This window comes from Roseovarius sp., from assembly GCF_040219995.1.
In the GTDB taxonomy this organism is placed as follows: Bacteria; Pseudomonadota; Alphaproteobacteria; order Rhodobacterales; family Rhodobacteraceae; genus Roseovarius.
In genome coordinates this window covers 130,685-155,977 of record NZ_JAVJUC010000046.1, presented here as the reverse complement: position 1 = coordinate 155,977, position 25,293 = coordinate 130,685, and the positions used below count along the sequence as shown (strand labels likewise).

Annotated in this window: 24 protein-coding genes; 13 read left to right on the top strand and 11 right to left on the bottom strand. The window is 62.7% G+C overall.

Going from position 1 to position 25,293, the window contains the following annotated elements; genetic code table 11:
* Positions 1-9 precede the first annotated feature (9 nt).
* The 5 genes from fdh3B to RID11_RS20455 all read left to right on the top strand — a co-directional run bounded on the left by fdh3B (position 10) and on the right by RID11_RS20455 (position 4,783).
* On the top strand, positions 10-606 hold the full coding sequence (fdh3B, locus tag RID11_RS20475) for a formate dehydrogenase FDH3 subunit beta (protein WP_050664169.1): 597 nt from the start codon (positions 10-12) through the stop codon (positions 604-606).
* 141 nt (positions 607-747) lie between these two features.
* Positions 748-1,971: a formate dehydrogenase subunit gamma gene (locus tag RID11_RS20470; protein WP_350142210.1), complete on the top strand. Its 1,224-nt coding sequence runs from the start codon at positions 748-750 to the stop codon at positions 1,969-1,971.
* A 2-nt stretch (positions 1,972-1,973) separates the two neighbouring features.
* Positions 1,974-3,284: a c-type cytochrome gene (locus RID11_RS20465; RefSeq protein ID WP_350142157.1), complete on the top strand. Its 1,311-nt coding sequence runs from the start codon at positions 1,974-1,976 to the stop codon at positions 3,282-3,284.
* Between the two features lie 3 nt (positions 3,285-3,287).
* Positions 3,288-3,425 (top strand): hypothetical protein, encoded by a 138-nt coding sequence (locus RID11_RS20460; protein ID WP_350142156.1) that lies wholly within the window; start codon positions 3,288-3,290, stop codon positions 3,423-3,425.
* Complete coding sequence (locus tag RID11_RS20455) at positions 3,422-4,783, top strand: sigma-54-dependent transcriptional regulator (protein WP_350142155.1); 1,362 nt, start codon at positions 3,422-3,424, stop codon at positions 4,781-4,783. Before RID11_RS20460 ends, RID11_RS20455 begins: the two co-directional genes overlap by 4 nt.
* 79 nt (positions 4,784-4,862) lie before the next feature.
* Here RID11_RS20455 and RID11_RS20450 read toward each other — a convergent pair whose 3' ends face one another.
* From RID11_RS20450 to RID11_RS20435, 4 genes are all read right to left on the bottom strand, one after another.
* The gene (locus RID11_RS20450) at positions 4,863-5,879 is read right to left on the bottom strand and encodes an extracellular solute-binding protein (RefSeq protein WP_350142153.1); all 1,017 of its coding nucleotides are present in this window, start codon (positions 5,877-5,879) and stop codon (positions 4,863-4,865) included.
* A 115-nt stretch (positions 5,880-5,994) separates the two neighbouring features.
* On the bottom strand, positions 5,995-6,807 hold the full coding sequence (locus RID11_RS20445; protein ID WP_350142152.1) for a metal ABC transporter permease: 813 nt from the start codon (positions 6,805-6,807) through the stop codon (positions 5,995-5,997).
* Positions 6,807-7,556, bottom strand: coding sequence for a metal ABC transporter ATP-binding protein (locus RID11_RS20440; protein ID WP_350142150.1), 750 nt, complete (start codon positions 7,554-7,556; stop codon positions 6,807-6,809). The genes RID11_RS20445 and RID11_RS20440 overlap by 1 nt, the downstream gene beginning before the upstream one ends.
* Complete coding sequence (locus tag RID11_RS20435; RefSeq protein ID WP_350142149.1) at positions 7,547-8,035, bottom strand: Fur family transcriptional regulator; 489 nt, start codon at positions 8,033-8,035, stop codon at positions 7,547-7,549. Before RID11_RS20435 ends, RID11_RS20440 begins: the two co-directional genes overlap by 10 nt.
* A 103-nt stretch (positions 8,036-8,138) precedes the next feature.
* Between RID11_RS20435 and RID11_RS20430 the strand changes: the two genes are divergently transcribed.
* Together RID11_RS20430 and RID11_RS20425 are read left to right on the top strand one after the other, a co-directional pair.
* A complete protein-coding gene (locus RID11_RS20430) occupies positions 8,139-9,101 on the top strand; it encodes a zinc ABC transporter substrate-binding protein (RefSeq protein ID WP_350142148.1) in 963 nt (320 codons plus the stop codon).
* A gap of 121 nt (positions 9,102-9,222) precedes the next feature.
* Positions 9,223-11,106: an acyl-CoA synthetase gene (locus tag RID11_RS20425; protein ID WP_350142147.1), complete on the top strand. Its 1,884-nt coding sequence runs from the start codon at positions 9,223-9,225 to the stop codon at positions 11,104-11,106.
* 24 nt (positions 11,107-11,130) lie between these two features.
* Here the strand turns inward: RID11_RS20425 and RID11_RS20420 are convergent, their stop codons facing one another.
* On the bottom strand, positions 11,131-11,715 hold the full coding sequence (locus RID11_RS20420; protein WP_350142146.1) for a TetR/AcrR family transcriptional regulator: 585 nt from the start codon (positions 11,713-11,715) through the stop codon (positions 11,131-11,133).
* Positions 11,716-11,782: 67 nt separating this feature from the next.
* Here RID11_RS20420 and RID11_RS20415 point away from each other — a divergent pair, with 67 nt between their 5' ends.
* Together RID11_RS20415 and RID11_RS20410 are read left to right on the top strand one after the other, a co-directional pair.
* Positions 11,783-12,364: an NAD(P)H-dependent oxidoreductase gene (locus RID11_RS20415; RefSeq protein WP_350142145.1), complete on the top strand. Its 582-nt coding sequence runs from the start codon at positions 11,783-11,785 to the stop codon at positions 12,362-12,364.
* Positions 12,365-12,394: 30 nt separating this feature from the next.
* A complete protein-coding gene (locus RID11_RS20410; protein ID WP_350142144.1) occupies positions 12,395-12,883 on the top strand; it encodes an anthrone oxygenase family protein in 489 nt (162 codons plus the stop codon).
* Between the two features lie 51 nt (positions 12,884-12,934).
* Here RID11_RS20410 and RID11_RS20405 read toward each other — a convergent pair whose 3' ends face one another.
* A complete protein-coding gene (locus RID11_RS20405; RefSeq protein WP_350142143.1) occupies positions 12,935-14,500 on the bottom strand; it encodes a 2-isopropylmalate synthase in 1,566 nt (521 codons plus the stop codon).
* 271 nt (positions 14,501-14,771) lie between these two features.
* Between RID11_RS20405 and RID11_RS20400 the strand changes: the two genes are divergently transcribed.
* Together RID11_RS20400 and RID11_RS20395 are read left to right on the top strand one after the other, a co-directional pair.
* Complete coding sequence (locus tag RID11_RS20400; protein ID WP_350142142.1) at positions 14,772-15,437, top strand: SDR family NAD(P)-dependent oxidoreductase; 666 nt, start codon at positions 14,772-14,774, stop codon at positions 15,435-15,437.
* Positions 15,431-16,960 (top strand): cryptochrome/photolyase family protein, encoded by a 1,530-nt coding sequence (locus RID11_RS20395; protein WP_350142141.1) that lies wholly within the window; start codon positions 15,431-15,433, stop codon positions 16,958-16,960. The genes RID11_RS20400 and RID11_RS20395 overlap by 7 nt, the downstream gene beginning before the upstream one ends.
* Here RID11_RS20395 and RID11_RS20390 read toward each other — a convergent pair whose 3' ends face one another.
* Entirely contained in the window at positions 16,961-18,373 is a 1,413-nt protein-coding gene (locus RID11_RS20390; RefSeq protein WP_350142139.1) for an MORN repeat-containing protein, read from the bottom strand.
* A gap of 153 nt (positions 18,374-18,526) precedes the next feature.
* Here RID11_RS20390 and RID11_RS20385 point away from each other — a divergent pair, with 153 nt between their 5' ends.
* On the top strand, positions 18,527-20,194 hold the full coding sequence (locus RID11_RS20385; protein ID WP_350142138.1) for an NAD+ synthase: 1,668 nt from the start codon (positions 18,527-18,529) through the stop codon (positions 20,192-20,194).
* Between the two features lie 7 nt (positions 20,195-20,201).
* Here the strand turns inward: RID11_RS20385 and RID11_RS20380 are convergent, their stop codons facing one another.
* Together RID11_RS20380 and RID11_RS20375 are read right to left on the bottom strand one after the other, a co-directional pair.
* Complete coding sequence (locus RID11_RS20380) at positions 20,202-22,358, bottom strand: ATP-binding protein (RefSeq protein WP_350142136.1); 2,157 nt, start codon at positions 22,356-22,358, stop codon at positions 20,202-20,204.
* 4 nt (positions 22,359-22,362) lie between these two features.
* Entirely contained in the window at positions 22,363-22,761 is a 399-nt protein-coding gene (locus tag RID11_RS20375) for a hypothetical protein (protein ID WP_350142135.1), read from the bottom strand.
* Positions 22,762-22,941: 180 nt separating this feature from the next.
* On the opposite strand from RID11_RS20375, the gene RID11_RS20370 reads away from it, so the two are divergent.
* Positions 22,942-23,751: a CE1 family esterase gene (locus RID11_RS20370; protein WP_350142134.1), complete on the top strand. Its 810-nt coding sequence runs from the start codon at positions 22,942-22,944 to the stop codon at positions 23,749-23,751.
* A 97-nt stretch (positions 23,752-23,848) separates the two neighbouring features.
* Here RID11_RS20370 and RID11_RS20365 read toward each other — a convergent pair whose 3' ends face one another.
* Both RID11_RS20365 and RID11_RS20360 read right to left on the bottom strand, forming a co-directional pair.
* Positions 23,849-24,244, bottom strand: coding sequence for a metallopeptidase family protein (locus RID11_RS20365; protein ID WP_350142133.1), 396 nt, complete (start codon positions 24,242-24,244; stop codon positions 23,849-23,851).
* A gap of 53 nt (positions 24,245-24,297) precedes the next feature.
* Positions 24,298-25,221 (bottom strand): MBL fold metallo-hydrolase, encoded by a 924-nt coding sequence (locus RID11_RS20360; RefSeq protein ID WP_350142132.1) that lies wholly within the window; start codon positions 25,219-25,221, stop codon positions 24,298-24,300.
* Positions 25,222-25,293: the final 72 nt, after the last annotated feature.

The following is a 25,293-nucleotide window of genomic DNA, read 5'->3' as shown; positions in this document are numbered from 1 at the left end:
GATACTGATATGGCAAGAGCAAAGTTTCTGTGCGACGCCGAACGCTGCATCGAATGCAACGCCTGCGTCACGGCCTGCAAGAACGAGCACGAGGTGCCGTGGGGGATCAACCGCCGCAAGGTGGTGACGATCAACGACGGCAAGCCGGGTGAGCGTTCGATCTCGGTCGCGTGCATGCACTGTTCGGACGCGCCCTGCATGGCCGTCTGTCCGGTGGATTGTTTCTACCAGGATGAGGAAGGCGTGGTTCTGCACTCCAAGGACCTGTGCATCGGTTGCGGCTATTGCTTCTACGCGTGCCCCTTCGGTGCGCCGCAATTCCCGCAGGCGGGCAATTTCGGCAGTCGTGGCAAGATGGACAAGTGTACTTTCTGCAAGGGCGGCCCGGAAGAGAACCACAGCCAGGCCGAGTTCCAGAAGTACGGGCGCAACCGGATTGCCGAGGGCAAGTTGCCCATCTGCGCCGAGATGTGCTCGACCAAGGCGCTTCTGGCTGGAGACGGCGATGTCGTCTCGAGCATCTACCGTGAACGCGTCGTGGCGCGCGGCTTTGGGTCAGGCGCGTGGGGCTGGGGCAGTGCCTACGGCCAGCAAAGCGGCGGCTGAGTTCCGTCACGGACCGGCCGGGCACCGTCCCGGCCGGTGACCGATGCAGGGTGTCCTCAAGACGCCCGGCATCGGAAACTTTGAAAGTTTCCGATCCGATTTCCTTGAAGGAAATCGGAAGCTTATACAATGATCGAGGATATGATGCGCGCTTTACTCAGCATGGCTCTATGTCTCCTGCTCGCCCTGCCCGCTGCAGCACAGGACACGCCCGCCCCATCCGGCCCCGACCGCGGCGCAACCGGTGGCGCACAGACGCTCGAAGATATTCTGGCCCGTCAGCGCGGTGAGCCGGTCGATGACTCGTTCCGTCGCAATGCCACAGGCGGCGACGATGCCGCCGGGATGGCAGGACAGTTGGGCACGCTTGGTGGGTCCTCTGACGCCGAGGTCTGGCGCGCGCTGCGTTATGGTCTTGATGACGTCAAGGTGTCGTCCGGCGGGCCGGAGGCACGCGTGCTCATTCAGGATGGCGGCATGTCGTGGCTGGCATTTCGCCAAGGACCACTGGCGACTTATGGCGCCTATCTCCTTGGCATCACGATTGTGTTGCTTGCGCTCTTTCTCCTGATCCGTGGCCGTATTCGCATCGACGGCGAAAAGACAGGGCGCAGTGTGACCCGGTTTCAGGCCGTCGAGCGCTTTGGCCATTGGCTGATGGCGGGCTCGTTCATCGTATTGGCGATTACCGGTCTGGTTGTGCTTTTTGGCCGAATGGTGGTCATTCCGCTTCTGGGGCATGAGGCGTTCTCGACAATCGCCGTGGGGTCGAAATGGGTTCATAACAACATTTCCTGGGCCTTCATGCTGGGCCTCGTGATGGTGTTCTTCATGTGGGTTCTGCACAACATTCCCAACCGAACCGACCTGAAATGGCTCGCTGTCGGCGGGGGCATCTTCACCAAGGGCGTGCATCCGCCCGCCAAGAAATTCAACGCCGGGCAGAAGATGATCTTCTGGGCGACCATCGTGTTTGGGGCGTCGATCTCGGCCTCGGGCCTGTCGCTGCTGTTCCCGTTTGAACTGCCGATGTTCGCCAAGACCTTTGCCATTCTCAACGACACCGGGCTGCCGCAGGCCGTGGGTTTCGGCGTACTGCCCGAGATGCTTGCCCCGCATGAGGAAATGCAGCTGGCGACGCTGTGGCATTCGATCATGGCATTTGTGCTGACCGCGATCATCCTCGCGCATATCTATATCGGCTCTGTCGGAATGGAGGGCGCGTTCGACGCCATGGGCTCGGGCGAGGTCGAGGAGCAATGGGCGCGTGAGCACCACGGTTTGTGGCTCGAGGAGTTGCAGGAGAAGGGCCATGCGCCCGACCCCGGCTCAGATCGCACCAAGGCCGGCACGCCCGCGGAATAGCCATGCGCGTGCTGGTGCTCGGTCTCTGGCTCATGGGGTTGGCGGGGATCGCCCCGCTGGCGGCGCAGGAGTTCACCACGCTCAAGGGGCATGGCGGGCCTGTGATGGGGCTGAGCGTCTTGCCCGAGAGCGGTCAGGTTGTGTCGGCCAGTTTCGACAACTCTGTGGGCCTCTGGCAGGGCCGTGCGCCGCGTTGGTTCGAGGGGCACGCGGCGGCGGTCGTGACGGTCGAGCCTTTGGACGAAGATCGCGTCGTCAGCGGTGGGGATGATTTCACGGTCATTGTCTGGGATCGGACTACCGGCGAAGGCCAGCGATTTGAGGGACATCAGGGTAAGATCGCCGCACTCGATGTCTCGCCTGACGGTGCGTGGATCGCCTCGGCCAGTTGGGACGGCTCCATCGGCCTCTGGCCGGTGGCAGGGGGCGAGGCGCGGTTTCTCAAGGGGCATGATGCGGCGGTGACCGATGTGGCGTTCAGTGAGGATGGCCGCCTGCTCTATTCCTCCTCTGCCGATGGCACGCTGCGCGAATGGCAGTGGCGCGAGACGGGCGCACCGCCGCGCGAATTGCTCAATCAAGGATTTGGCATCAACCGCCTCGTGCTTGGGCCGGGGGATGCGTGGCTGGCCTATGGCGCGGTGGATGGCGCGACGCGGGTCGTGGACCCGAACACGGGGCAAGAGATTGCCGATTTCACGCTCGACCGCCGCCCGGTCCTGTCGCTCGCCTTTCATGCCGAGACGGGGCAACTGGCGGCAGGGGACGGGCACGGCTATATCATGGTGATCGACACCGACGATTGGCAGATCGCACGGGATTTTCAGGCGATGGCGCGGGGCCCGGTCTGGGCGCTCGAATTTTCGCCCGATGGTGGCATGATCTATGCGGGCGGCCTGAGCGAGGTGATCTATGGCTGGCCGGTGGACCTGCTCGACGACTATGACCCGGCGGGTGCTGTTGAGCACAGCTTTCTGCGTCCGGCAGAGGAGATGGACAACGGCGAACGGCAATTCATGCGCAAATGCTCGATCTGCCACGCGCTGACGCCGCCGCCCTCGCGCAAGGCGGGGCCGACATTGCACGGGATCTTCGGACGTCGCGCCGGAACGTTGCCCGGCTATGCCTATTCCGACACGCTGGACGGTGCAGATATCGTCTGGAGTGAACAGACCATAGACGCGCTGTTCGACCTTGGCCCGGATCACTACATCCCCGGCTCCAAGATGCCGATGCAACGGATCACGGCACCCGAGGACCGGCAGGATATGATAGACTACCTGCGCCGGGCCACTGCAACAGAAGGGAACTGAGAAATGAAAGTCATGATTGCGGCCTTTGTCGCCTGCGGGATCATCACCGCCGCCGCACCCACCGTCCTGCACGAGTTGGGCTACACCTCCGAGGCCAAGCGCGCGGGCGACGCTGTCCGGCTGGGTGACCCGGCTGAATGACGGCCAGGCCCGCGCCCGACGAGACTCGCGACGACTATGGTGAGAACCTGTCGCGCGCCGCCGTGCTCATCATCGACGATGAGCCGGGAATGCGGAATTTCCTGATCAAGACGCTCGGGCCGCGCTGCAAGCGGGTGGAACAGGCGCGCTCTGCCGAGGAGGCGGGCGAGATCCTCGATCAGGTGCATTTCGATCTGGTGATCCTCGACAACGTTATGCCGGGCAAGAGCGGGCTTGATTGGCTGGAGGAGCAGCGGCAGGTCGGGCTTTTTGCCGATACGATCCTGATCACCGCCTATGCGGATCTTGATACCGCGATCAAGGCGCTGCGCGCGGGGGTCAGCGATTTCGTCCTCAAACCGTTTCGCGCCAACCAGATCCTGAACGCGGTCGCGCGGGCGCTCGACCGCAAGTATCTGGCGCGCGAGAACTACCTCTTGCGGCATGAACTCTCGGAGGGTGGGCAGGCGGCGCGCGGGCGGCTTCTGGGCAATTCCGCCCCCGTTCAGGCGGTGCGCGAGATGCTGACCAAGCTGGCACCTTTGCCGACCTCGGTGCTTTTCACCGGGGCGAGCGGGACCGGCAAGGAAATCGCCGCGCGCACCTTGCACGGGCTGTCGGACCGGGCCGAGAAACCCTTTGTCGCGGTCAATTGTGCCGCCATTTCCGCAGACCGGATCGCCGAGGAACTGTTCGGTGTGGTCGAGGACGGGCGGCCGCGCAAGGATGGGCTCTTGCTGCATGCCGATGGCGGCACGCTGCTGCTCGATGAGGTGGCGCAACTGCCCGAACATGTGCAGGCCGGGCTGTTGCGGGTGCTGGAGGACAAGCGGATCAGGCCCTTGGGGTCGGAACGGGAAGTGCCGCTCAACCTGCGCTTTCTCTTTGCCACCAATGCCGATCTGCAAGAGGCGGTGAAAGCGGGCCGTTTCCGCGCTGACCTTTACCACCGGATCAATATCGTCAATGTCGAGATGCCCCGCCTCAGCGAACGCGCCGAAGATATCGTGGAACTCGCCGCCCTGTTCATGAGCGAGTTTTCCCGCTCGCTCGGCATGCCCGCGCTGGAGCTGAACGAGGAGGTGCTGCTCAAGCTCAGCCGCTACGACTGGCCCGGCAATGTGCGCGAATTGCGCAACCTGATCGAACGCTCGGTGATCCTGGGGGAGTTTCCAGAGGAGTTTGCGGGCTCCGGGCGTGTCACCGGCACTCAGGCGATTGAAACGCTGGATCTGGTCGAACAGCGTCACATCATGGCCGTGCTCGATGCCTGCGGGGGCAACCGCGCCGAGGCGGCACGCCGGCTGGGCGTCGCGCGCAAGACGGTGGATCGTAAATGCGCGGCCTGGGGCATCTGATCGCGATGCGCCACGATTGAAAATGCCGGGTTCATCCCCGAACCCGGCATTCGTTTGTCCGTGAGAGGGTCTTGCCCGATCAGTCCCAGCCAACCTCGTTGAAGATGGTTTGTGCGTCTGCGGCATGTGCCTTGAACGACGCGGTCGGCGTGTCATTGTCGGGAATGAAGAGCCCCATCTTGGCGACATGCTCACCAATCGGCACACCGGACATGACCGGATATTCGTTGTTGGCATTGGCGAATTGCGCCTGCGCCTCCTGGCTGGCGAGGAATTCCAGCAGTGCCGTGGCCTCGTCCTTGTTGGGCGCATTGGCGGCGATCCCGGCGGCGGCGAGGTTGACATGCGCGCCGCGTCCGCTCTGGTTCGGCCAGACCCAGCCGATGCCGTCGATACCGCTGGTCAGCCCGTCCACGTCGCTGGCGAGGCCGCGGGCGAAGTAATAGGTGTTGGCCACGGCGATGTCGCACTCACCCGAGACGATGCCGCGCAGCTGGTCGGTGTCGCCGCCCTGCGGTTCGCGCGCCATATTCTTAACGATGCCCGCGGCCCACTCCTTGGCTGCTTCTTTGCCGTGGTTCTCGATGATAGAGGCCATGAGCGACTGGTTGTAGATGTTCGATGAAGACCGAATGCAGATTTGCCCCTCATAGGCGGGGTCGGCCAGCTCTTCGTAGGTGCGCGGCGGGTTTTCGACCCGCTCCTTGGAATAGAAGATGATGCGCGCGCGCTGCGAGAGACCGGTCCAGAGATTCTCGTCGTCGCGCAGATGCGCGGGTACGTTGGCTTCGATCGTTTGCGACTCGAACGGCTGGAGCAGCCCCCGCTCTTCGGCGCGCGAGATGCGGCCCACATCGACGGTCATGAACACGTCGGCGGGGCTGTTGGCACCCTCGGCCTCCATACGGGCCATCAACTCGTCAGCCTTGGCTTCGATGCGATTTATTGTGATGCCGGTCTTCTCGGTAAAGGCGGCATAGAGCGCGTCGTCGCTGTCGTAGTGACGGCTGGAATAGAGATTGACCTCCTGCGCGAAGGCAGGCGCGGTCAGGGCCATGAGGGCGGTCACGCTCATTGCGGCTTTGAACGGGTGCATCGGGGTTCCTTTCAGGTTTCCGAGTGAATTCGTGGGTTATTCCTACGAATTACTGACTAAAAGAGTCAATAGTATTCCCGACAAATTAAGTCAGATCACTGAATGGAAAAGCTGATCACAAGACAGACGGACTGCGGTGCCTGCGCCAGAGGCTGCTGCCGAGCGTCGTTGCGGCAAAGATCGTCGCGGCGGCGCAGACGATGGTTGGCCCCGTGGGCGTGTCCATCGCAAAGGACGCCCGCAGACCGCCGAGCGCCGAGGCGGCCGCGATTAATGCTGCGATGAGCGCCATGCGCTCGGGCGTTGTGGACAGAGGGCGGGCTGCGGCGGCGGGCACGATCAGCATGGCGGCAATCAGCAGCACGCCAACGACCTTGATCGCCACCGCAACGACAACGGCAAGAGCGAGTGTAAGGACCAATTGCTCGCGTTTGGGATCAATGCCCGCTGAGTAGGCCAGGTCCGGGCTGAGCGTCGCGGTCAAGAGGGCCTGCCACCGCCACGCCAGCAGCCCCAGCACGAGTGCTGCGCCGCCCCAGATCACCGCCAGGTCACCTCGGCTGACGGCGAGGATGTCGCCGAAGAGATAAGCCATCAGGTCGATCCGAACGCCTGACAGGAACGACACCGCCACAAGGCCGAAGGCGAGCGCGGAATGCGCCAGAACCCCCAAAAGCGTGTCCATAGCAAAGCCGCGCCCCGACAGCGTAGAGACTGTGGTCGCCATGATCAGTGACATCACCAGCGCACCGACAAAGACCGACATCGAAAAGGCCAATGCCACGGCCACGCCGAGGATCGCGGCATGCGCCGTGGCGTCACCGAAATAGGCCATGCGCCGCCAGACCACGAAACTGCCGAGGGGCGCCGCCGCAATCGCCACGCCAAGCCCGGCAAGTGCCGCGCGCATCAGGAAATCGTCAAGCATTATTCGGCGGCCTCGTGGCTGTGCGGATGATCGTGATCATGATCATGACCGTGGTCATGGTCGTGGCGGTAAAGTGCGAGCGCGCCCTGCGTGCCGGTTCCGAAAATGGCGCGGTATTCTTCGGCCTGTGCCACGATCTCGGGGCGACCTTCGCAGCAGACATGACCGTTGAGGCAGATCACCCGGTCGCTGGCACTCATCACCACGTGCAATTCGTGGCTGACCATCAGCACGGCGCAGCCCATCTCCTGCCGGACCTCCTCAATCCGGCGGTAGAACGCGGCGGAGCCGGGTTGGTCAAGGCCCTGCGTGGCCTCGTCGAGAATCAACAAGTCAGGTTTCTCCATCAGCGCCCGGGCAAGAAGCACTCGTTGGAATTGCCCGCCCGAGAGATCGGTCATCTGCCGGTCCCGCTGGTCGGGCGACCCTGCCTGTTCAAGCGCCGCACGCACGGTCGCGGGCGAGTGGCGGCGCGGCAGGCTCAGGAACCGGGCCACGGTGAGGGGCAGGGTAGGGTCGATATGCAGCTTTTGTGGGACATACCCGATGCGCAGCCCGGGCGATCGGCGGATCTGTCCGCGGGCTGGTTTGATCGCGCCGATGATGGTGCGCAGGAGCGTTGATTTACCCGATCCGTTGGGACCGACGATGGTCACGATCTCGCCCCGCTCAACGGCGAGGCTCACATCGTGTAGCACCATGGACCCGCCTAGGCGCACCGCGATCCCGTCGGTCTCGATCAGGCGCATGCGGGCTGCTCCTCGCGGCAGTTGGGGCACAGGCCCACGGCTTCGACCACGGCCTGCTCGATGGCAAAGCCCGCCTCATCGGCGGCCCTGCCCAGAATGCCGCGCGTGGGTTCGGCATGGGCCTCGGCTACGGCATCGCAGTTGCGGCAGATAAGGAAGGCGGGCGTGTGCGTCTGCCCCGGATGGGTGCAGGCGATGAAGGCGTTGAGCCGTTCGACCTTGTGCGCGAAGCGATGACTGACGAGGAAGTCGAGCGCGCGATAGGCGACCGGGGGCTGCGACCCCAGACCTTCGTCGCGCAGCACGTCGAGAATTTCATAGGCGCCCATGGCGCGGTGCTCGCTGAGCAGGATTTCCAGTACCCGGCGGCGCACCGGAGTGAATTGCAGCTTATGTGCGGCGCACTGTGCCTCGACAGCCGAAAGAGCGCCCTGCACACAGCTTTTGTGATCATGCTGCTCGAATCCGATGGTATCCATGACGGGCCTCCACTGCGGGTAATTTTGGGGCTTGATATGTTATAGAGTTACAATTATCAAGCGCTCTGATACGTTATGATATTACATATAGAGAGGGTCTTCCATGTCGCTTCGAGTCATCGCAGCATTGAGTGCCGGTCTGGGGTTTGCCGGGGCGGCACAGGCTGAGGCACCCAAGGTCGTGGCCGATATCACGCCGGTACATTCGCTCGTGGCGCAGGTCATGGAGGGGGCAGGCACGCCCGATCTTCTGATCGCGCCCGGCGCATCGCCGCACGGGTACGCGATGCGCCCGTCCGAGGCGGCGGCGCTGGAGGCAGCCGACCTCGTCTTCTGGATAGGGGAGGGGTTGACGCCCTGGCTTGAAGGGTCGATCGCCTCGCTGGCCGAAGATGCGCATGTGATTGCCCTTCTGGGGGCCGGTGAGACGCGCGTTTTGCCATTCCGCGAGGGCATCGCCTTTGATGAGCATGGCGACCACGACCTCGGCCATGACGATCATGCACACGATGACCACGGCCACGATGATCACGGCCACGCCCATGACGGGGCCGATCCGCATGCCTGGCTCGATCCGGCGAACGCACGGATCTGGCTGGATGTCATCGCGGATGAACTGGCAGAGCACGATCCGGAAAACGCCGCGCTCTACAAGGCAAATTCCGCAGCGGTGCAAGCAGAGATCGCCGCTCTTCAGGCCGATATCGCCAAACAAATTGCGCCGTTGCGCGACGTGCCGTTCCTCGTGTTTCACGATGCCTATCAGTATTTCGAGGCACGTTTCGACATTGCGGCAGCGGGTGCGATAGCACTCGGGGATGCCGCCGACCCGGGGCCTGCGCGGGTCGCCGCACTTCGGGACATGTCCGAAGAGCTGGATATTGTCTGTGTCTTTTCCGAGCCGCAATTCGACCCAAAGCTGGTTCGCACGGTCTTTGGTGATGACGTCGGCCACGGCGTGCTTGATCCCTTGGCCAGTGATGTCGCCCCCGGTCCTTCGCTCTATCCGGAAATACTGCGCGGCATGGCGCGCGCGCTGACCGGGTGCCTCGGCCCGCAGGACTGAGGCGTTAGCCGAGAGACACGGATACGCAGCGTAAAACTTGCGCCGCCTCGCATTCCCGCACATTCTGTCGCGCAGGGAGCACCCGCGCGGGAGAGGCGGGGCATAATGGGAGGACGGACCGATGGCTTTCACATCGCGGCAGGACGCGCTCGACATTCAGAACGAGATGCCTTGGGAGGCGCGTGAGAAACCGGCGACGCTCTACCAGATGCTTAGCGAGACCGCGCGCGCCTTTCCGGACCGTCCGGCACTCAGCTATCAGTTGCTTTCTGGCCCCACCGACAAGGCGCAGAGCCTGACATGGCAACAGTTTCACGATCAGTGCTGTCAGTCGGCGAACCTTTTCCGCAGCCTGAAACTGGCTGAGGACGATGTGATCGCGTTGGTCCTGCCCAACTGTATCGAGACCGCCGTCGCCACAATCGGTGGCGCGATTGCGGGGATCGTCAACCCGGTCAACCCGCTCTTGGAGCCTGAACAGATCGCCGCCATTCTGCGCGAAACCGGGGCCAAGGTGGTGGTCACGCTCAAGGCCTTCCCCAAGACCGATATCGCGCAGAAGACTGCCGAGGCGGTGCGCCACGCGCCCGATGTGCACACAGTTTATGAGATTGATCTCAACCGCTACCTGACCCCGCCGAAGAGCTGGATCGTGCCGCTGGTGCGCCCGAAGAATCCGACCGGTCACCATGCCGATGTGCTCGATTTCAACAAGGCGATGGCGGGACAGAGCAAGACACTGAATTTCAAGGATAGTGCGGGCGACCGGGTCGCTGCCTATTTCCACACGGGCGGCACTACGGGCATGCCGAAGGTCGCGCAGCACAAATATTCAGGCATGATCTATAACGGCTGGGTCGGGCATACCCTGCTGTTCACCGAGGACGACAACGTGATGTGCCCGCTGCCGCTGTTTCATGTCTTTGCCTGCCACGTGATCCTGATGGCCTGTATCAAGTCGGGCGCGCATGTGGTCTTTCCGACGCCTGCGGGCTATCGCGGCGAGGGGGTGTTCGACAACTTCTGGAAGCTTTGCGAACGCTGGAAGATCAGCTTCGTGATTACCGTGCCGACCGCCGTTTCGGCGTTGATGCAGCGCAAGGTGGATGCCGATCTGTCGACCGTCAAGAACGCGTTTTCCGGCTCCGCGCCGATGCCGTTGGAACTTTTCAACCGTTTCGAATCCGCCACGGGCATGAAGGTTATCGAGGGCTATGGGCTGACCGAGGCGACCTGTCTTGTGTCGTGCAACCCGCCCGAGGGCCAGAAGAAAGTGGGCTCGGTCGGGGTGCCGTTTCCCTATACAGATGTGCGTATATACAAGGTGGCGGAGGGCCAACCGGTGGAATGCGACACTGACGAGGTGGGCGAAATCTGCATCTCGAACCCCGGGGTTTTTCCGGGCAGCACCTATACCGAGGCGGCCAAGAACAAGGATCTTTATCACCACGAGAGCTATCTGCGTACCGGTGATCTGGGGCGGATCGACGGCGATGGCTATCTCTGGATCACCGGGCGCGCCAAGGATCTGATCATCCGGGGTGGGCACAATATCGACCCGGCGGATATCGAGGAGGCGCTGATGGCGCATCACGATGTGGCCATGGCCGGGGCGATTGGGCAACCCGATATCTATTCCGGCGAAATGCCCTGCGCCTATGTCGAGCTGGTCGAGGGCGGCAGTGCCACCGGCGCGGACCTGCTGGAGCATTGCAAGATTCACGTGCATGAGCGCGCCGCGATCCCGAAATATATCGAGGTGCTGGACGAGTTGCCCAAGACCGCCGTTGGCAAGGTCTTCAAACCCGATTTGCGCAAGCGCGCGATCACCCGGATATATAACGCCGCACTCGGCGAGGCGGGCATTGCCGCGCAGGTGACCTCAGTGGTGGATGACAAGAAACGCGGGCTGGTGGCGCAGCTGACCCGGACCGGCGACGCGGATGAAGAAGCTATCGGCCACGTCCTCGGCCAGTTCACGCGCCCCTGGGAATGGGCGGAGTAAATCCGCCCGCGCCCGGGATGATACTTATGCCTGCCCACAAAGCCCGAGCCGTGCGAGGCGGGTAATCTCCGACATGTAAAGCTCCTGCGGCCAGCCGCAGAGCCGCGTGAGATGCTCCCATGTCGGGATCGAAAGCAGCGTCCACAAGAGGTCGGTCGCCTCGCGCTCCTCCATGACCAATGCCCCGTCCCGCGCCAGAGCCGCCACCGCAGCGGCACAGCCCTCGCGCATGTCAGCCATTCGCTCGTCCCAGGCTTGCGCCGCGTCGGCATCGGTTTCGCGCATGACCAGCAGGGTCTTGGCGACGCCGAAAATGCGCGGAATGTAATTGCCCCAGGCGGTGATGAACGCCTGCAGCCGGGCCTCTCCGGTTGCAGCAGCACGGCTTGCCTCGAGCATGTCCTGCACGCCGAAGACCGCATCCTGATGCCGCGTCACCGCGATGAAAAGCTCCGTCCGATTCGGAAAATGCAGGTAGAGTGCCTGCCGGCTGACGCCTGCCGCCTTGGCGATATCCGACATACGCGCGGCCACGCCCGGGTTTGATTCCAGCAGGGTCCACGCGGCATTGAGAATGCGGTCGCGGGTCGTCGAAATTTCGCTTGACATAGAGTAAACCTTTCGCTTATTGACACCGTGTCAATTTACACAATGTAAAGTCAACGGAGAAATCAATATGACCCGCAAGATATTCATCTGGGTGGCCCACCCCCGCGCCACGTCCTTCTGTTCCGCTCTCGCCGATGCGTATGAGGCCGGTGCTGAGAGCGCCGGGGCCACAATCCGGCGTATGGATCTCAACGCCATGCTCTTTGATCCGCATTTCGAGGGCTATGGCCCGGACATGCCCGCACTCGAACCCGACCTCTTGGCGTGGCAGGAGAATGTTGCCTGGGCCGATCACCTGCTGATCGTGCATCCCTATTGGTGGGGAGCGATGCCCGCGCGCGCCAAGGCGGTGCTGGATCGTGCGCTGAACTCGGGCTTCGGGTTCAAATACCACAAGCGCGGTATGGGCTGGGACAAGTTGCTAACGGGCCGTACGGCGGATGCGATCCTCACCTCGGACACGCCGACGCTGATCGACACGCTTCTTTATCTCAAGCCGCCGCGTCGGGTTATCCGTAATCAGGTGCTGAAATTCTGCGGGATCAAGCCGCGCAAGGTGGTGCAATTCGGCTCGGTCAAGCTGTCGGACGCGGCCAAGCGCGGCCGCTGGATCGAACGCGCGCGCGACATGGGCCGCATGGCAGCCTGAGACCCCAATACTCGAACAGGAGACAAAGATATGACAAATCTAGTGGAACTGATCGTCTTTGGTGGCACCGCGCTCGCCATGGCACTGGTGTCGGGGGTGTTTCTCACCTTTTCCGATTTCGTGATGCGTGCGCTCGGGGTGGCGCGGGGCGTGGCCGGGATCGAGGCGATGCAGATGATCAATCGCGAGGTTTATGGCTCGGCTTTCCTTGTGGCCCTCTTGGGGCTCGATCCGGTGGCGGTGGCCCTTGGGCTCTACGCGGTTGCCCGTATCGAGGGGGCGGCAATGTTCTGGATCGTCGCGGGGGCCGCGCTCTATGTGATCGGCACCGTGCTGGTGACGATGCTGGGCAACGTGCCGATGAACAAGCGGCTGGATATGATGAGGGCCGATGCGCCGGATACGCTGACCTATTGGCGGCACTACGTGCGGCGATGGACGATGTTCAACCACCTGCGCACGGTGTCGTCGGGCCTTGCGGCAGGGGCCTTCCTGGTGGCGACAGCCTTGATGGTCTGAGCGGTCTGCCCCCACCCGGTCTGGGCCGGGCGTGGGCGTGATCGACGGGCGTCAGGAGACGTCCTTGTAGCTGACTTCACGCTTGTCACTGCCGGTTTTCTCGCGCTGTACCAGCAGCCGATTGAGCGCGTGGACATAGGCACGGGCGCTGGCCACGACGGTATCGGTATCCGCCGATTGCCCGGTCACGATGCGGCCCTCTTCCTCCATCCGCACGGACACGGTGGCCTGTGCGTCGGTGCCCTCGGTCACGGCGGCCACCTGGTAGAGTTGCAGCCGCGCCTCATGCGGAAAGAGCGCCTTGACCGCGTTGAAAGTGGCATCCACCGGGCCGTCGCCGGTGGCCTCGGTCGATTTTTCTTCGCCGTCGATCACCATGGTGAGCGTCGCCTTTTGCGGCCCGTCGGTGCCGCAGATCACTTGCAAGTGCTTGATCTGCAAGCGGTCGCTCTCGTCATCGAGCCCGGCATTCACCAATGCGATCAGGTCCTCGTCATAGACCTCTTTCTTGCGATCGGCGAGTTCCTTGAACCGCACGAACACGTCGCCCAACTGATTGTCGGCAAGGTCGTAACCGAGATCATGCAGCTTGGCGCGCAGCGCGGCGCGGCCCGAATGCTTGCCCATGACGATATTGGTGGCGGCGAGGCCCACATCCTCGGGGCGCATGATCTCGAAGGTCTCGGCGTTCTTGAGCATGCCGTCCTGGTGGATGCCCGACTCGTGCGCAAAGGCGTTCTTGCCGACGATCGCCTTGTTGTACTGCACGGCAAAGCCCGACACAGCCGCCACCCGGCGCGAGATGTTCATGATCTTGCGAGTGTCGATACCGGTCTCATAGGGCATGATGTCGCCGCGCACCTTGAGCGCCATCACCACCTCTTCCAGCGCGGTGTTGCCCGCGCGCTCGCCCAGCCCGTTGATCGTGCATTCGATCTGCCGCGCGCCGCCAGCGACGGCCGCAAGGGCGTTGGCGGTCGCCATGCCGAGGTCATTATGGCAATGGGTTGCAAAGACGATTTCATCGGCGCCCGGCACCTCATTGATGAGGCGGCGGATCAGATCGGCGCTCTCGACCGGGGCGGTATAGCCCACCGTGTCGGGGATGTTGATCGTCGTGGCGCCCGCCTTGATCGCGATTTCGACGACGCGCTTGAGATAGTCCCATTCGGTGCGCGTGGCATCCATCGGCGACCATTGCACGTTGTCACAGAGGTTGCGCGCATGCGTCACCGTCTCGTGGATGCGGTCGGCCATTTCATCCTGCGTGAGATTGGGGATCGCACGGTGCAGCGGCGAGGTGCCGATGAAGGTATGAATGCGCGGGGAATTCGCGTGTTTCACCGCGTCCCAGCAGCGGTCGATGTCCTTGAGGTTGGCGCGGGCGAGGCCGCAAATCGTGGCATCTTTCGCCTGTTTGGCGATCTCGCTGACGGCGCGAAAATCTCCCTCGGAGGCGACCGGAAAGCCCGCCTCGATGATATCGACGCCCATTTCGTCGAGCATCGACGCGATTTCGAGCTTTTCGGCGTGGGTCATGGTCGCGCCGGGCGACTGTTCGCCATCGCGGAGGGTGGTGTCAAAGATCACCACTTTATCTTTGGTCTGATCTGTCATGTCGGGTCTCTTTCAATGAATCCTAAGCCTGCGGCGCGAAAACGGCACATCCTCTGAGCGGTCGCGCCATGACGGCACGCTCAGAGGCGGCTTAGGCCTAGCAGAACAGCCCGGAGGCCGCGCCGGGGGGCGCGGGGCAGGCGGGCGATATGGTTCTGCATCAACATGATCAAAACTATAAGAGCGCCGCACGCCGATGAAAACCCCGAAATTTTTCCGCCCCCTGCGAAACAGGCTTGAAGCCTATGCCTCATCGGCTAGCTCTGCGATCATGGATAAGGCATTGATCATAGGCGCGTCCGGTGGCATCGGGCGGGCGGTATCCGAGGCGCTGAGCGCGCGGGGCGTGGCGGTCACCGGCCTGTCGCGCAGCGCGGACGGGCTCGACGTGACCGACGAATCCTCCGTTGAGGCAGGGTTGGGGCGGCTAGACGGGCCGTATGATCTGGTCCTCGTCGCGACTGGTGCGCTGGAGATCGACGGCGCGCAGCCTGAGAAGGCGCTCAAGCAGGTGACGCCCAAGTCGATGATGGATCAGTTTGCGCTGAATTGCATCGGCCCGTCACTGGTTTTGAAACACGCCGTGCGGCTCTTGCCGCGTGACGGGCGCTGCTTTTTCGCGGCCCTCTCGGCGCGGGTCGGCTCGATCGGGGATAACGGATTTGGCGGCTGGTACAGCTATCGCACCGCCAAGGCGGCGCTCAACCAAATGATCCACACCGGGGCTATAGAGCTGGGGCGCAGCCATCGCGAGGCGATTTGCGTCGCACTTCATCCCGGCACCGTGCAGACGCCGTTCACCGAGAAATACCTTGGTCGACATCCGTCGGTGCCGCCCGAAGAGGCGGCGCAGAACCTGCTGTCGGTGATCGGCGATTTAACGGTCGAGGATAGCGGGCAATTCTTTGATTGGCAGGGCGCGCGGGTGCCATGGTAGGGCGTCTTGTCCTCGTGCTGGGCGACCAGTTGAGCCACGAATTGTCAGCACTGCGCGAGGCCGACAAATCCCGCGATATCGTGGTTATGGCTGAGGTGATGGAGGAGGGCACATATGTCCCCCATCACCCCAAGAAAATCGCGTTGATCCTGTCGGCCATGCGCCATTTTGCCCAAGAATTGCGCGAGGATGGCTGGCAGGTCACGTATACGCTGCTGGATGATCCCGAGGCCAGCAAGAGCATCGTCGGTGAATTGATGCGCCGCGGGCAAGAGCATGGGACCTCGGAGGTGATCGTCACCCAACCCGGTGAATGGCGGCTGATCGAGGCGCTCGGGAATGCCCCGCTGACCGTGACGCAACTGCCGGATGATCGCTTCATTTGCAGCCTTGACGAGTTCGACCAATGGGCCGAGGGCCGCAAGGAACTGCGGATGGAGTATTTCTACCGCGAAATGCGGCGCAAGACGGGCCTGATGATGGAGGGTGACAAACCGGCGGGCGCCAAGTGGAACTATGACCACGACAACCGTAAGCCAGCGAAATCCGACATGCTGCGCGCGCGCCCGATGCGCTTCACCCCGGATGAGATCACGGCGGACGTGCTCGATCTGGTCGAGGCGCGGTTTGGTGATAATTTCGGGGATATTCACCCGTTCTGGTTCGGGGTGACCTCGGCGCAGGCCAAGCGCGCACTCGACCATTTCGTCAAACATCTACTGGCGGGCTTCGGCGATTATCAGGACGCGATGCTACAGGATGACCGCTATGTGCATCACTCGGTCATTTCCATGTACCTCAATATCGGCCTGCTTGATCCCTTGGCTATCTGCTCTCGTGTGGTTGAGGAGTGGCAAGCGGGGCGGGTGCCGATCAATGCCGCCGAAGGTTACATCCGGCAGGTGATCGGCTGGCGTGAATACATGCGCGGGATCTATTTTCGCGAGGGGCCGGGCTATACGGCACGCAACACGCTGGGCCAGACCCGTGATTTGCCCTGGTTTTATTGGGGTGGCGAGACGCGGATGAACTGCGTCGCGCAAGCAGTTGAGCAAACGCAGGAAGAGGCCTACGCACACCACATCCAGCGGCTGATGGTGACAGGCAACTTTGCGCTGCTCGCAGGCATCGACCCGGGCCAGGTGCATGAGTGGTATCTGGCCGTCTATGCCGATGCGTTCGAATGGGTCGAAGCACCGAACGTCATCGGAATGAGCCAGTTCGCGGATGGCGGGATCATAGCCTCGAAACCCTACATATCCTCTGGCAATTACATCGCGAAGATGTCTGATTACTGCACCACCTGCGCCTATTCGGTGAAGCAAAAGACGGGCGAAGGGGCGTGTCCGTTCAACCTGCTCTACTGGGATTTCGTCATCCGGCACCGCGACCGGTTCGGGCGCAATCCACGAATGGGGCCGGTCTATCGCACATGGGACAAGATGGACGAGGCGCGGCGGACAGCCGTGCTCGACGGGGCCGCCAAGGTGCTGGAGGATATCGACGCCGGGCGCGTCGTGTGATCAGTCCGCCGTTTCGGTGTTGCGGGTCAGCGCGCCGTCTTCCCATGTGCCGCTGGCTTCCTGACCGCTGGAATAGCGCATCGTGCCCTCGCCCTGCCGCTTGCCCGCGCGGAACATGCCTTCGTAGACATCGCCGTTGGTGTAGGTGGCCACACCCCGGCCCGAAATCTCACCGTTTTGCCATTCCCCCTCGTAGACGAAGCCATCAGGCATGGTGATCTTGCCCTGTCCATGGCGCTGCCCATCGGCGAACCCGCCTTCATAGACGGTGCCGTCAGGATACGTGGCCGTACCCTGCCCGTGTCGTTGCCCGTTTTGCCATTCGCCCTCATAGCGATAGCCGTCGGGATAGGTCATCACACCCTGACCGTGGTTCTTGGCATCGACGAACTCACCCTCGTAGACCAGCCCGTTAGGATAGGTCGCGGTGCCGCTGCCCTCGATCACGCCGCCTACCCAGTCGCCCTCGTAGGTGGAGCCGTCGGGATAGGTGATCTTGCCCTGACCGTTGGCGAGATCATCACGAAACTCGCCCACATAGACCGAACCATCGGGATAGGTCACGCGGCCTTCACCTGAAATCTTGCCGGCGCGCCACTCGCCCTCATAGTGATAGCCATCAGTTCCGGTGAAGGTGCCTTGGCCGTGGCGGCGATCATCCTGAAACTCGCCCTCGTAGACATCGCCGTTCTCATAGGTCACGCGGCCAGTGCCTTCGCGTCGTCCAGCCACAAGATCGCCTTCGTACACGTCGCCGTTGGGCTGGATCAGTTTGCCGGTGCCGTCGATCTGGCCTGCCTTCCATGTGCCCTCGTAGATCAACCCGTCGGACATGGTGAGCTTGCCGTCACCTTCGCGCGCACCACGCGCCACAGCGCCTTCGTAGATCGCGCCGTCGGGATAGGTGATCGTCGCCTGACCTTCCTTGACGCCGTTGACCCAATCGCCGTCGTATCGATAGCCACCGGGGCTTTCCATACGGCCGCGCCCATGATGCATCGCATTCAGAAAACCGCCCTCGTAGCGCACGCCGTTGGCGTAGACGGCGACGCCCTGACCGGTGATCTTGCCGTCGCTCCACTCGCCCTCGTAGGTACCGCCGTCGGTGAACACGATCTTGCCGATGCCATTGGGTTTGCCGCGCGCGAACTCGCCGTCGTAGACTGATCCATTGGGAAAGCGCGCCACACCGCGGCCCCTGATCTCGCCCTCGACCCACTCACCGGTATATTCATAGCCGTTGGGCAGGGTATAGGTGCCGGTGCCATGTTGGAGCCCGTCCTTGAACGTGCCCTCGTAGATGCCACCATCGTCATATTGTTTCGTTTCGACCTCGCCATCCTGTGCGGTGGCCACGCCTGCGACCGCAAATGTGGCGGTCAATATAATCGTCCGTGTCAACAAGCGCGTCATGTCTGCCCCGATGCCCGATCCCGCCCCATTGCCCGACGGTGCGGCAAATCTAGTGGACGCAAGCAGTCGTGACAACGGGTTTCGGGCAAATCGGCTTTCCCTCGCGCGGCGTTCTGCTAAATCAGGCGCAGGACAGGATGAAGGGGCACGCGCATGGCGGACCGGTTCCGGCTGACACTGGCGCAGTTGAACGCCACGGTGGGTGATCTTGCGGGCAATGCGGCACGCGCGCGGGCCGCCTGGGAGGCGGGGCGCGCGGCGGGGGCTGACCTCGTGGCGCTGCCCGAGATGTTCATCACCGGCTACAACCCGCAGGATCTGGTGATGAAACCGGCCTTTCACCAGGCCGCCATCGCCGCCATCGAGACGCTTGCGCGCGACTGTGCCGATGGTCCCGCCATCGCGATCGGCGGTCCAGCGCTCGAAGGGGCAGGGCTCTATAACGCCTATTACATCCTGCAGGGCGGGCAGGTGACGGCGCGGGTGTTCAAGCATCACCTGCCCAATGAGACCGTTTTTGACGAAAAGCGCATCTATCAAAGCGGCGACGTGACGGGCCCCTATACCGTACGTGGCCTGCGCATCGGTAGCCCCATCTGCGAGGATGCCTGGCACGACGACGTGGCCGAAACGCTTGCAGAGACGGGGGCCGAGATGCTGCTCGTGCCCAACGGGTCGCCGCATTACCGTGACAAGATTGAGACCCGCCAGAACTTGATGGTGGCGCGCGTGATCGAGACGGGACTACCGCTGGTCTATCTCAATCTCGTGGGCGGGCAGGACGATCAGGTCTTTGATGGCGGGTCTTTCGTGCTCAACCCCGGGGGCGGGTTGGTCGTGCAACTGCCGATGTTCGAAGAGGCCGTGTCGCATGTCGATTTTGAACGGGGGCCTGCCGGTTGGCAGGCTTTGCCGGGCGCGTTGGCGCATCTGCCGGATGATTTGGAACAGGATTACAATGCGATGGTGCTGGCGCTGCGCGATTACCTGCGCAAGGCGGGGTTTTCGCGCGTTTTGCTGGGGTTGTCGGGCGGGGTGGACAGCGCGATCGTGGCGACCGTCGCGGTCGATGCGATTGGCGCCGAGAACGTGCGCTGCGTGATGCTGCCCTCTGAATACACGTCGGAGGACTCGCTGGAGGATGCCAGGGCAATCGCCGAAAATCTGGGGTGCCGCTACGATTTTGTTCCCATTGCAGAGGGTCGAGCGGCGATCACCGCGACGCTCGCGCCGCTTTTCGAGGGGACTGAACCGGACCTGACCGAGGAGAACATCCAGTCAAGGTTGCGCGGACTGTTGCTGATGGCGCTGTCGAATAAGTTCGGCGAGATGCTCCTGACGACCGGCAACAAGTCCGAGGTGGCCGTGGGTTATGCCACGATCTACGGTGACATGGCGGGCGGGTACAATCCGATCAAGGATCTCTACAAGACGCGGGTGTTCGAGATCTGTCGCTGGCGCAATACTCATCACCGGGGCTGGATGCAGGGGCCTGAGGGCGCGGTCATCCCCGCACGCGTGATCGACAAGCCGCCGAGCGCGGAGCTGCGCGCGGATCAGAAGGACAGCGATTCGCTGCCTGATTACCCGGTGCTTGACGACATCCTACACATCCTCGTGGATCAGGACGGATCAGTCTCCGATTGCGTCGTGGCGGGCTATGACGCAGTGGATGCGGCCAAGGTCGAACACCTGCTCTATATCAGCGAGTACAAGCGGTTTCAGTCGGCGCCGGGGGCGCGGCTGAGCAAGCGCGCCTTCTGGCTCGACCGGCGGTATCCCATCATTAACCGTTGGCGTGAGGGTGCGACGGAAGTGTAGTGAGTGGCTATTCTGCGGCGCGCGGCCATGTGGTCGCACTGGCGGGACAGCTCAGCTGATCCCATGTTTCGCGATAGCGACTCACATAGGCGATCAGCTCCGCCTTGCGGAGCGGCTTGCTCAGAAAGCCATCCATCCCGGCCAGATGTGCCGCCTGCCGATGCTGGTCCAGAACATTGGCGGTGACTGCCACGACATGTGCGGATGGCTGATCATGTGCCGCCTCATGCGTGCGGATCAGTCCCGTCGCCTGATGCCCGTCCATCCCCGGCATGGAGACATCCATCAACACAAGATCGGCCTGCCGCTCGCTTTGGAGTTCGACGGCTTCCGCTCCACCGCTGGCAAGGCGCAGCCTTGCCCCGGAACCGGTGAAATAGCGTTCAAGCAACAGCCGATTCGTTGCGTTGTCATCAACTGCGAGCACATCCAGCCCATCTGCCCAACCTGGTGGTGCACTCGTGGAGGTGATCCGCGGGGCAGCGGGATGGCCTGCCCTAGAGATACCCTCAGAGAGTTTATGTTGCCCTTGGAGAACCCGTCGCACCGTTTCCAGGAAAAGCCCCTCTTGCAGGGGTTTGCGCAGGATCGCACCGTTCGGTGGCGGCGCGGTCGGTGTGTCCGATAGAACGATGCGGGGCACTTGGGCGGTGTTTGTGGGCACTGCGGCGGCTTCATCGAGAATCAGAAGATCGGGCGCGGCACTGTCGGGTCGTGAGGCGTCCCCGATCGCGGCCCCGAGATGCGAGAGTAAATTCGTCATCGCCTTTTTGCGGCCAGCGAGCGGGTCAAGCACCCAGATCATCGGCGGCTCGGCACCCGGCAAGACGAGGGGGGCGGCGCAGAGCCCGTCTCTTGTTCCGCCGTCCGGCACGAGCGGCAGGGTGATATCGAACCGTGTCCCATGGCCTTCGCGGCTATTAAGGGAGATGCGCCCGCCCATCAAGATGACAAGCTGGCGGCTGACGGCAAGACCGAGGCCGGTGCCACCAAAGTTGCGTGCGGCGCTGTTGTCCGCTTGTTCGAACGCTGCAAAGACGTTGGCTTGCTGGTCCTTCGGGATGCCCACACCGGTATCGGTAACCGAAAGAACAACCTCGCCGGCAGTACCCCGTGCCACTTCGAGCGCGACATGTCCCTCCAGTGTGAACTTGACGGCGTTCCCCGCGATGTTGACGAGTATCTGCCGCACGCGCCCGGCATCGCCCAGCATCACGTCCGGCAGGTCGGGGGAAACATGGCCGTAGAGCGCGATCCCCTTGCGGGCGGCGAGCGGTGCCAAGAGCTGCGTCACATCCTCGACGAGTTCGCGCAGCCGGTAGGGTTCCTGCGCGAGCGTGAGTTTACCCGCCTCGATTTTCGAGAAATCGAGAATGTCGTTGATGATCGTCAGGAGTGCATCGCCCGAGCGGGTGATCGTGCGCACATAGCTGGCCTGTTCCTGTGATAAATCGGATTCTGAGAGCACATCGGCCATGCCGATGATCCCGTTCATCGGAGTGCGAATTTCGTGGCTCATCTTGGCCAGAAAATCGGATTTGGCCTCGTTCGCGGCAATCGCCGTTTCTCGGGCGTCTTCCAGGCGTCCGATCAGGCGGCGCAGAGGGCGTCCCACGATCACCCGAAATGACACCCAATTGGCGAGTGTCGCAATCAGGATTCCTCCCACGAGCAACAGCAGCAGAAAATCGCGCTGATAGCGTTTCACTGTTGCAATCTCGCGCTCGTCAAAGCGCGTAACCAGTTCGGTGATTGGCCAGGAATAAACCTCGTAGGGCAGCGACAGTGCGCGCTCGGCCCCCTGGCAGCCTAGCCCCTGTGGCACGACGGCAAGCACGTCTCCGCGTTCTGCGTCAAGCAGTTGCACGCAGCGGATCGCGGGATCGCCCAATAGGGTCTGCATGAGATCGGTGACATATGGGCTTTGCCAATCGACCGGCTCGGGGTTCTGATCGCTGAACCGCTCCAGCGCCCCGCCGACGCGCGAGGTGGCATTGCCTATCCGCATCGCCATAGCCTCTTCGCTGCGCAAAAGGTTCTTTTCGCTGAGCCACAAAAGCCCCGATCCGGCGAAGATCAGGAAGGTGGGCACCATCACCGCTGTCAGCCGCAAATATAGCCCTAGGGTGGGCGTGCGTGGGTCGGTCGTTTCGGCCGTGGTCATCGGCTCACTCCAGCCGCGTGGCGTGCCCCGCCTCCATCAATGCGCGCAGCGGCGCGCGGTTGTCGATCTCGGTCCGGATGACGCCAAAGCGTCCGTCGCTTTCGGTTATGTAGTAGTCAACCAGCGCCTCTCGTCCATCCTCGGTCACCAAGGTAGAGCACATCACATACACTCCGCCCATTTTCAGGATTACCTGGTGGTTCTCGGTTGGATAGAACCGGGTCAGTGTTCCCGTTTTCAGGTCTACATGCGGCAACGCGCCGCCAAGCATCGAACGGCCAAGGTTGCGCTGCAACGCCGCCTGCAGTGTCGTTCGCAACTCGGCCTGAGACTGCGCCTGCGCACCCGGTCCGCCGAACAGAGCAAGCGCCATTAGCGCGTAAAATGCCAAGCGTATCCTCATGGGTCTTCCTCCAGTCCGCATCGCACTGCCCATCAAGAGCCATGAGAGTTACCAATCCGTTTCTTGGTGTCGTGAGTTGCGTTCACAAAGTTGTGATCGTGTCACGCGCGATACGTGCTTGTGACTTGTCATGCACGGCCTGACAGGCGCAGTCTGTTGCCGAGTCTGAGGGAGCCAGTGATGAGACATCTTGCGATTTTGCCTGCTTTTTTCGTCCTGTTCTGGACCGGGGGCGCATTGGCCTGTGGGCCAGATACCAATTGTCGTATCGGCGAACGACACTATCGCATCGCTTTGCCTGATGGGCAGGCCAAGGGCCCGGTCGGCGCGATCATCTACGCGCATGGTTATCGCGGTTCGGCGGCGGCGGTGATGCGCAACGCCAACCTGCGCCGCATGGTGTCGGACATGGGGCTGGCGCTCATCGCGCTCAAATCCGCCGATGACGACTGGGTCATTCCCTCGTCCCCCAGCCATATGGAGGCCGACGGATCGCTAGAATATCGCTATGTCGAGACGGTGATCGAGGATGCCGCGCGGCGTTTTCCCATAGATACAGGGCGGCTGATGGCGGCGGGGTTTTCGGCGGGCGGCATGATGGTCTGGAACCTCGCCTGCACCATGCCCGAGCGGTTCGCGGGCTTTGCCGCCATCGCGGGTACGTTCTGGAAGGGTCCGCCCGACAGCTGCGAGACACCGGCGGCGAGCCTCGTGCATATCCACGGGCGCAGCGACCCCACGGTGCCGCTCGAGGGGCGACCGATTCGCGAAACCTGGCAGGGCAAGGTCTCGGAATCGATGGACATGTACGAACATCTCGGCGGCTTCAGCCCGGCGGGTGAACTGATCGAGGGAGACCTCGAATGCCAAAGCCGCCGCAACCCGCGCGGCGAGATTCTCGAGCTGTGCCTGCATCCTGGCGGGCATTCGTTCCGCAGCAGCTATGTCAAATTCGCCTGGGAGCGGTTGCAGGCGGCAGGCCAACTCTGACCTTGCCCAGGTTTCTTTTTGGCCCAAGTATTCCGGGGGTCCGGGGGCAGCGCCCCCGGCGGGTCGGATGGCGTCAGCCATTCGAAACGGGAATGCCTCATTCCCACCAGCGGTCGATCATGGCGATATCCGTGTCCGACCAGCCGAGGTGATGGGCAAATTCATGCACCACCACATGGGTCACCAGATTCTCCAGGCTCACATCCCCCCGGTCGCGCCATTCCGCCAGGATCGGCGCGCGAAACAGCCAGACCGTATCGGGGCCGAGCGGTTGGTCGAAGCTGGATTTCTCGGTGAGCGGTATGCCCTCGTAAAGCCCGGTCAGATCGAGCGGATCATCGATCTCCATCTCTGCGAGGATACGCGCCGGCGGCCACTCGGTCACGATCAGCGCCACGTCGGACGCCGCGCGTCTGAACGCTTCGGGCAGCTGCGCGAGGGCATTGTGGGCGATGTTTTCGATCTCTGCGAGGTTGGGTGCCGGGTCTTTCATCCCGGCGATATGGGGCGCGGGGGCGGGAAAGTAAATCCGCCCCCGCCCGGCTGTCACAGCATAAGTTGATAGCTGGTCGGCTCGTAGACAAAGCCGTCGCCCTTGGCCGAGACATAGCCGGTGCCGGGCCAGGGCATGTGATAGCCGACGAAGGGGATCTTGTCGGCGGCCAGCATACCACGCAGGCGGCGACGAGTTTCGACGGCCTTGGCCTTGTCCATGTCGAACTTGACCTCCCAATCGGGATATCCCAGCGACCAGACATAGTGATTGGCGAAATCCGCCGCGATCAGAAGCTGGCTGCCGCCGCTCTCGATCATATAGGCCGTGTGGCCGGGCGTGTGGCCATGCGCCGCCATCGCGGTGATGCCTGAGGCGACGCTCGCCCCGTCGCCGATCATCTCGGTCTGTTCGGCCAGCGGGCGCATCTTGGCGTTGAAGGTCTGATTGTCCATCGCCGCCCACGCGTCGAATTCGGTGCTCGCGGTCACATAGCGGGCATTGGCGAAGGTTGCGCCACCATCGCCCATCAGCCCGCCGATATGGTCGCCATGCATATGGGTGATCACCACCACATCGACCTGATCGGGCGTGTAGCCTGCCGCCTCCAGCGCGGAGGTGATGCCCTCGGGGTTGAGCCCGGTATCGAAGAGGACCAGTTCGCTGCCTGTATTCACCACCGTGGGGGTGAAGAAGAACTGCGCCTGATCGGTGGGGATGTTGGCCGCGGCGGACGCCTCGTCGAAGGTCGCCTTGTCCACGTTGAGCCCGAAGATCGAATGCGGGTCGGGGCGCGGCGTGGTGGCGGCCAGAAGCGTCGTGACTTCGAAGTCGCCAAGCGTCACGCGGTTGAAGCGCGTGGTGCCTGCGCCCATCATCGGCGCAGTGGCGCGCGCGGATGTGGCGGCGACAGCGGCCAGCGGCAGGGCTGCGGCCGAGCCCAGAACAGCGCGGCGGGTGAGAGTGGTGCGGGACATGTGAACCTCCTGTTTCGTTATTCCTCGCAAACAATAGCGTAGTTGCATGTAGCACGATTGACGGTCACGCAA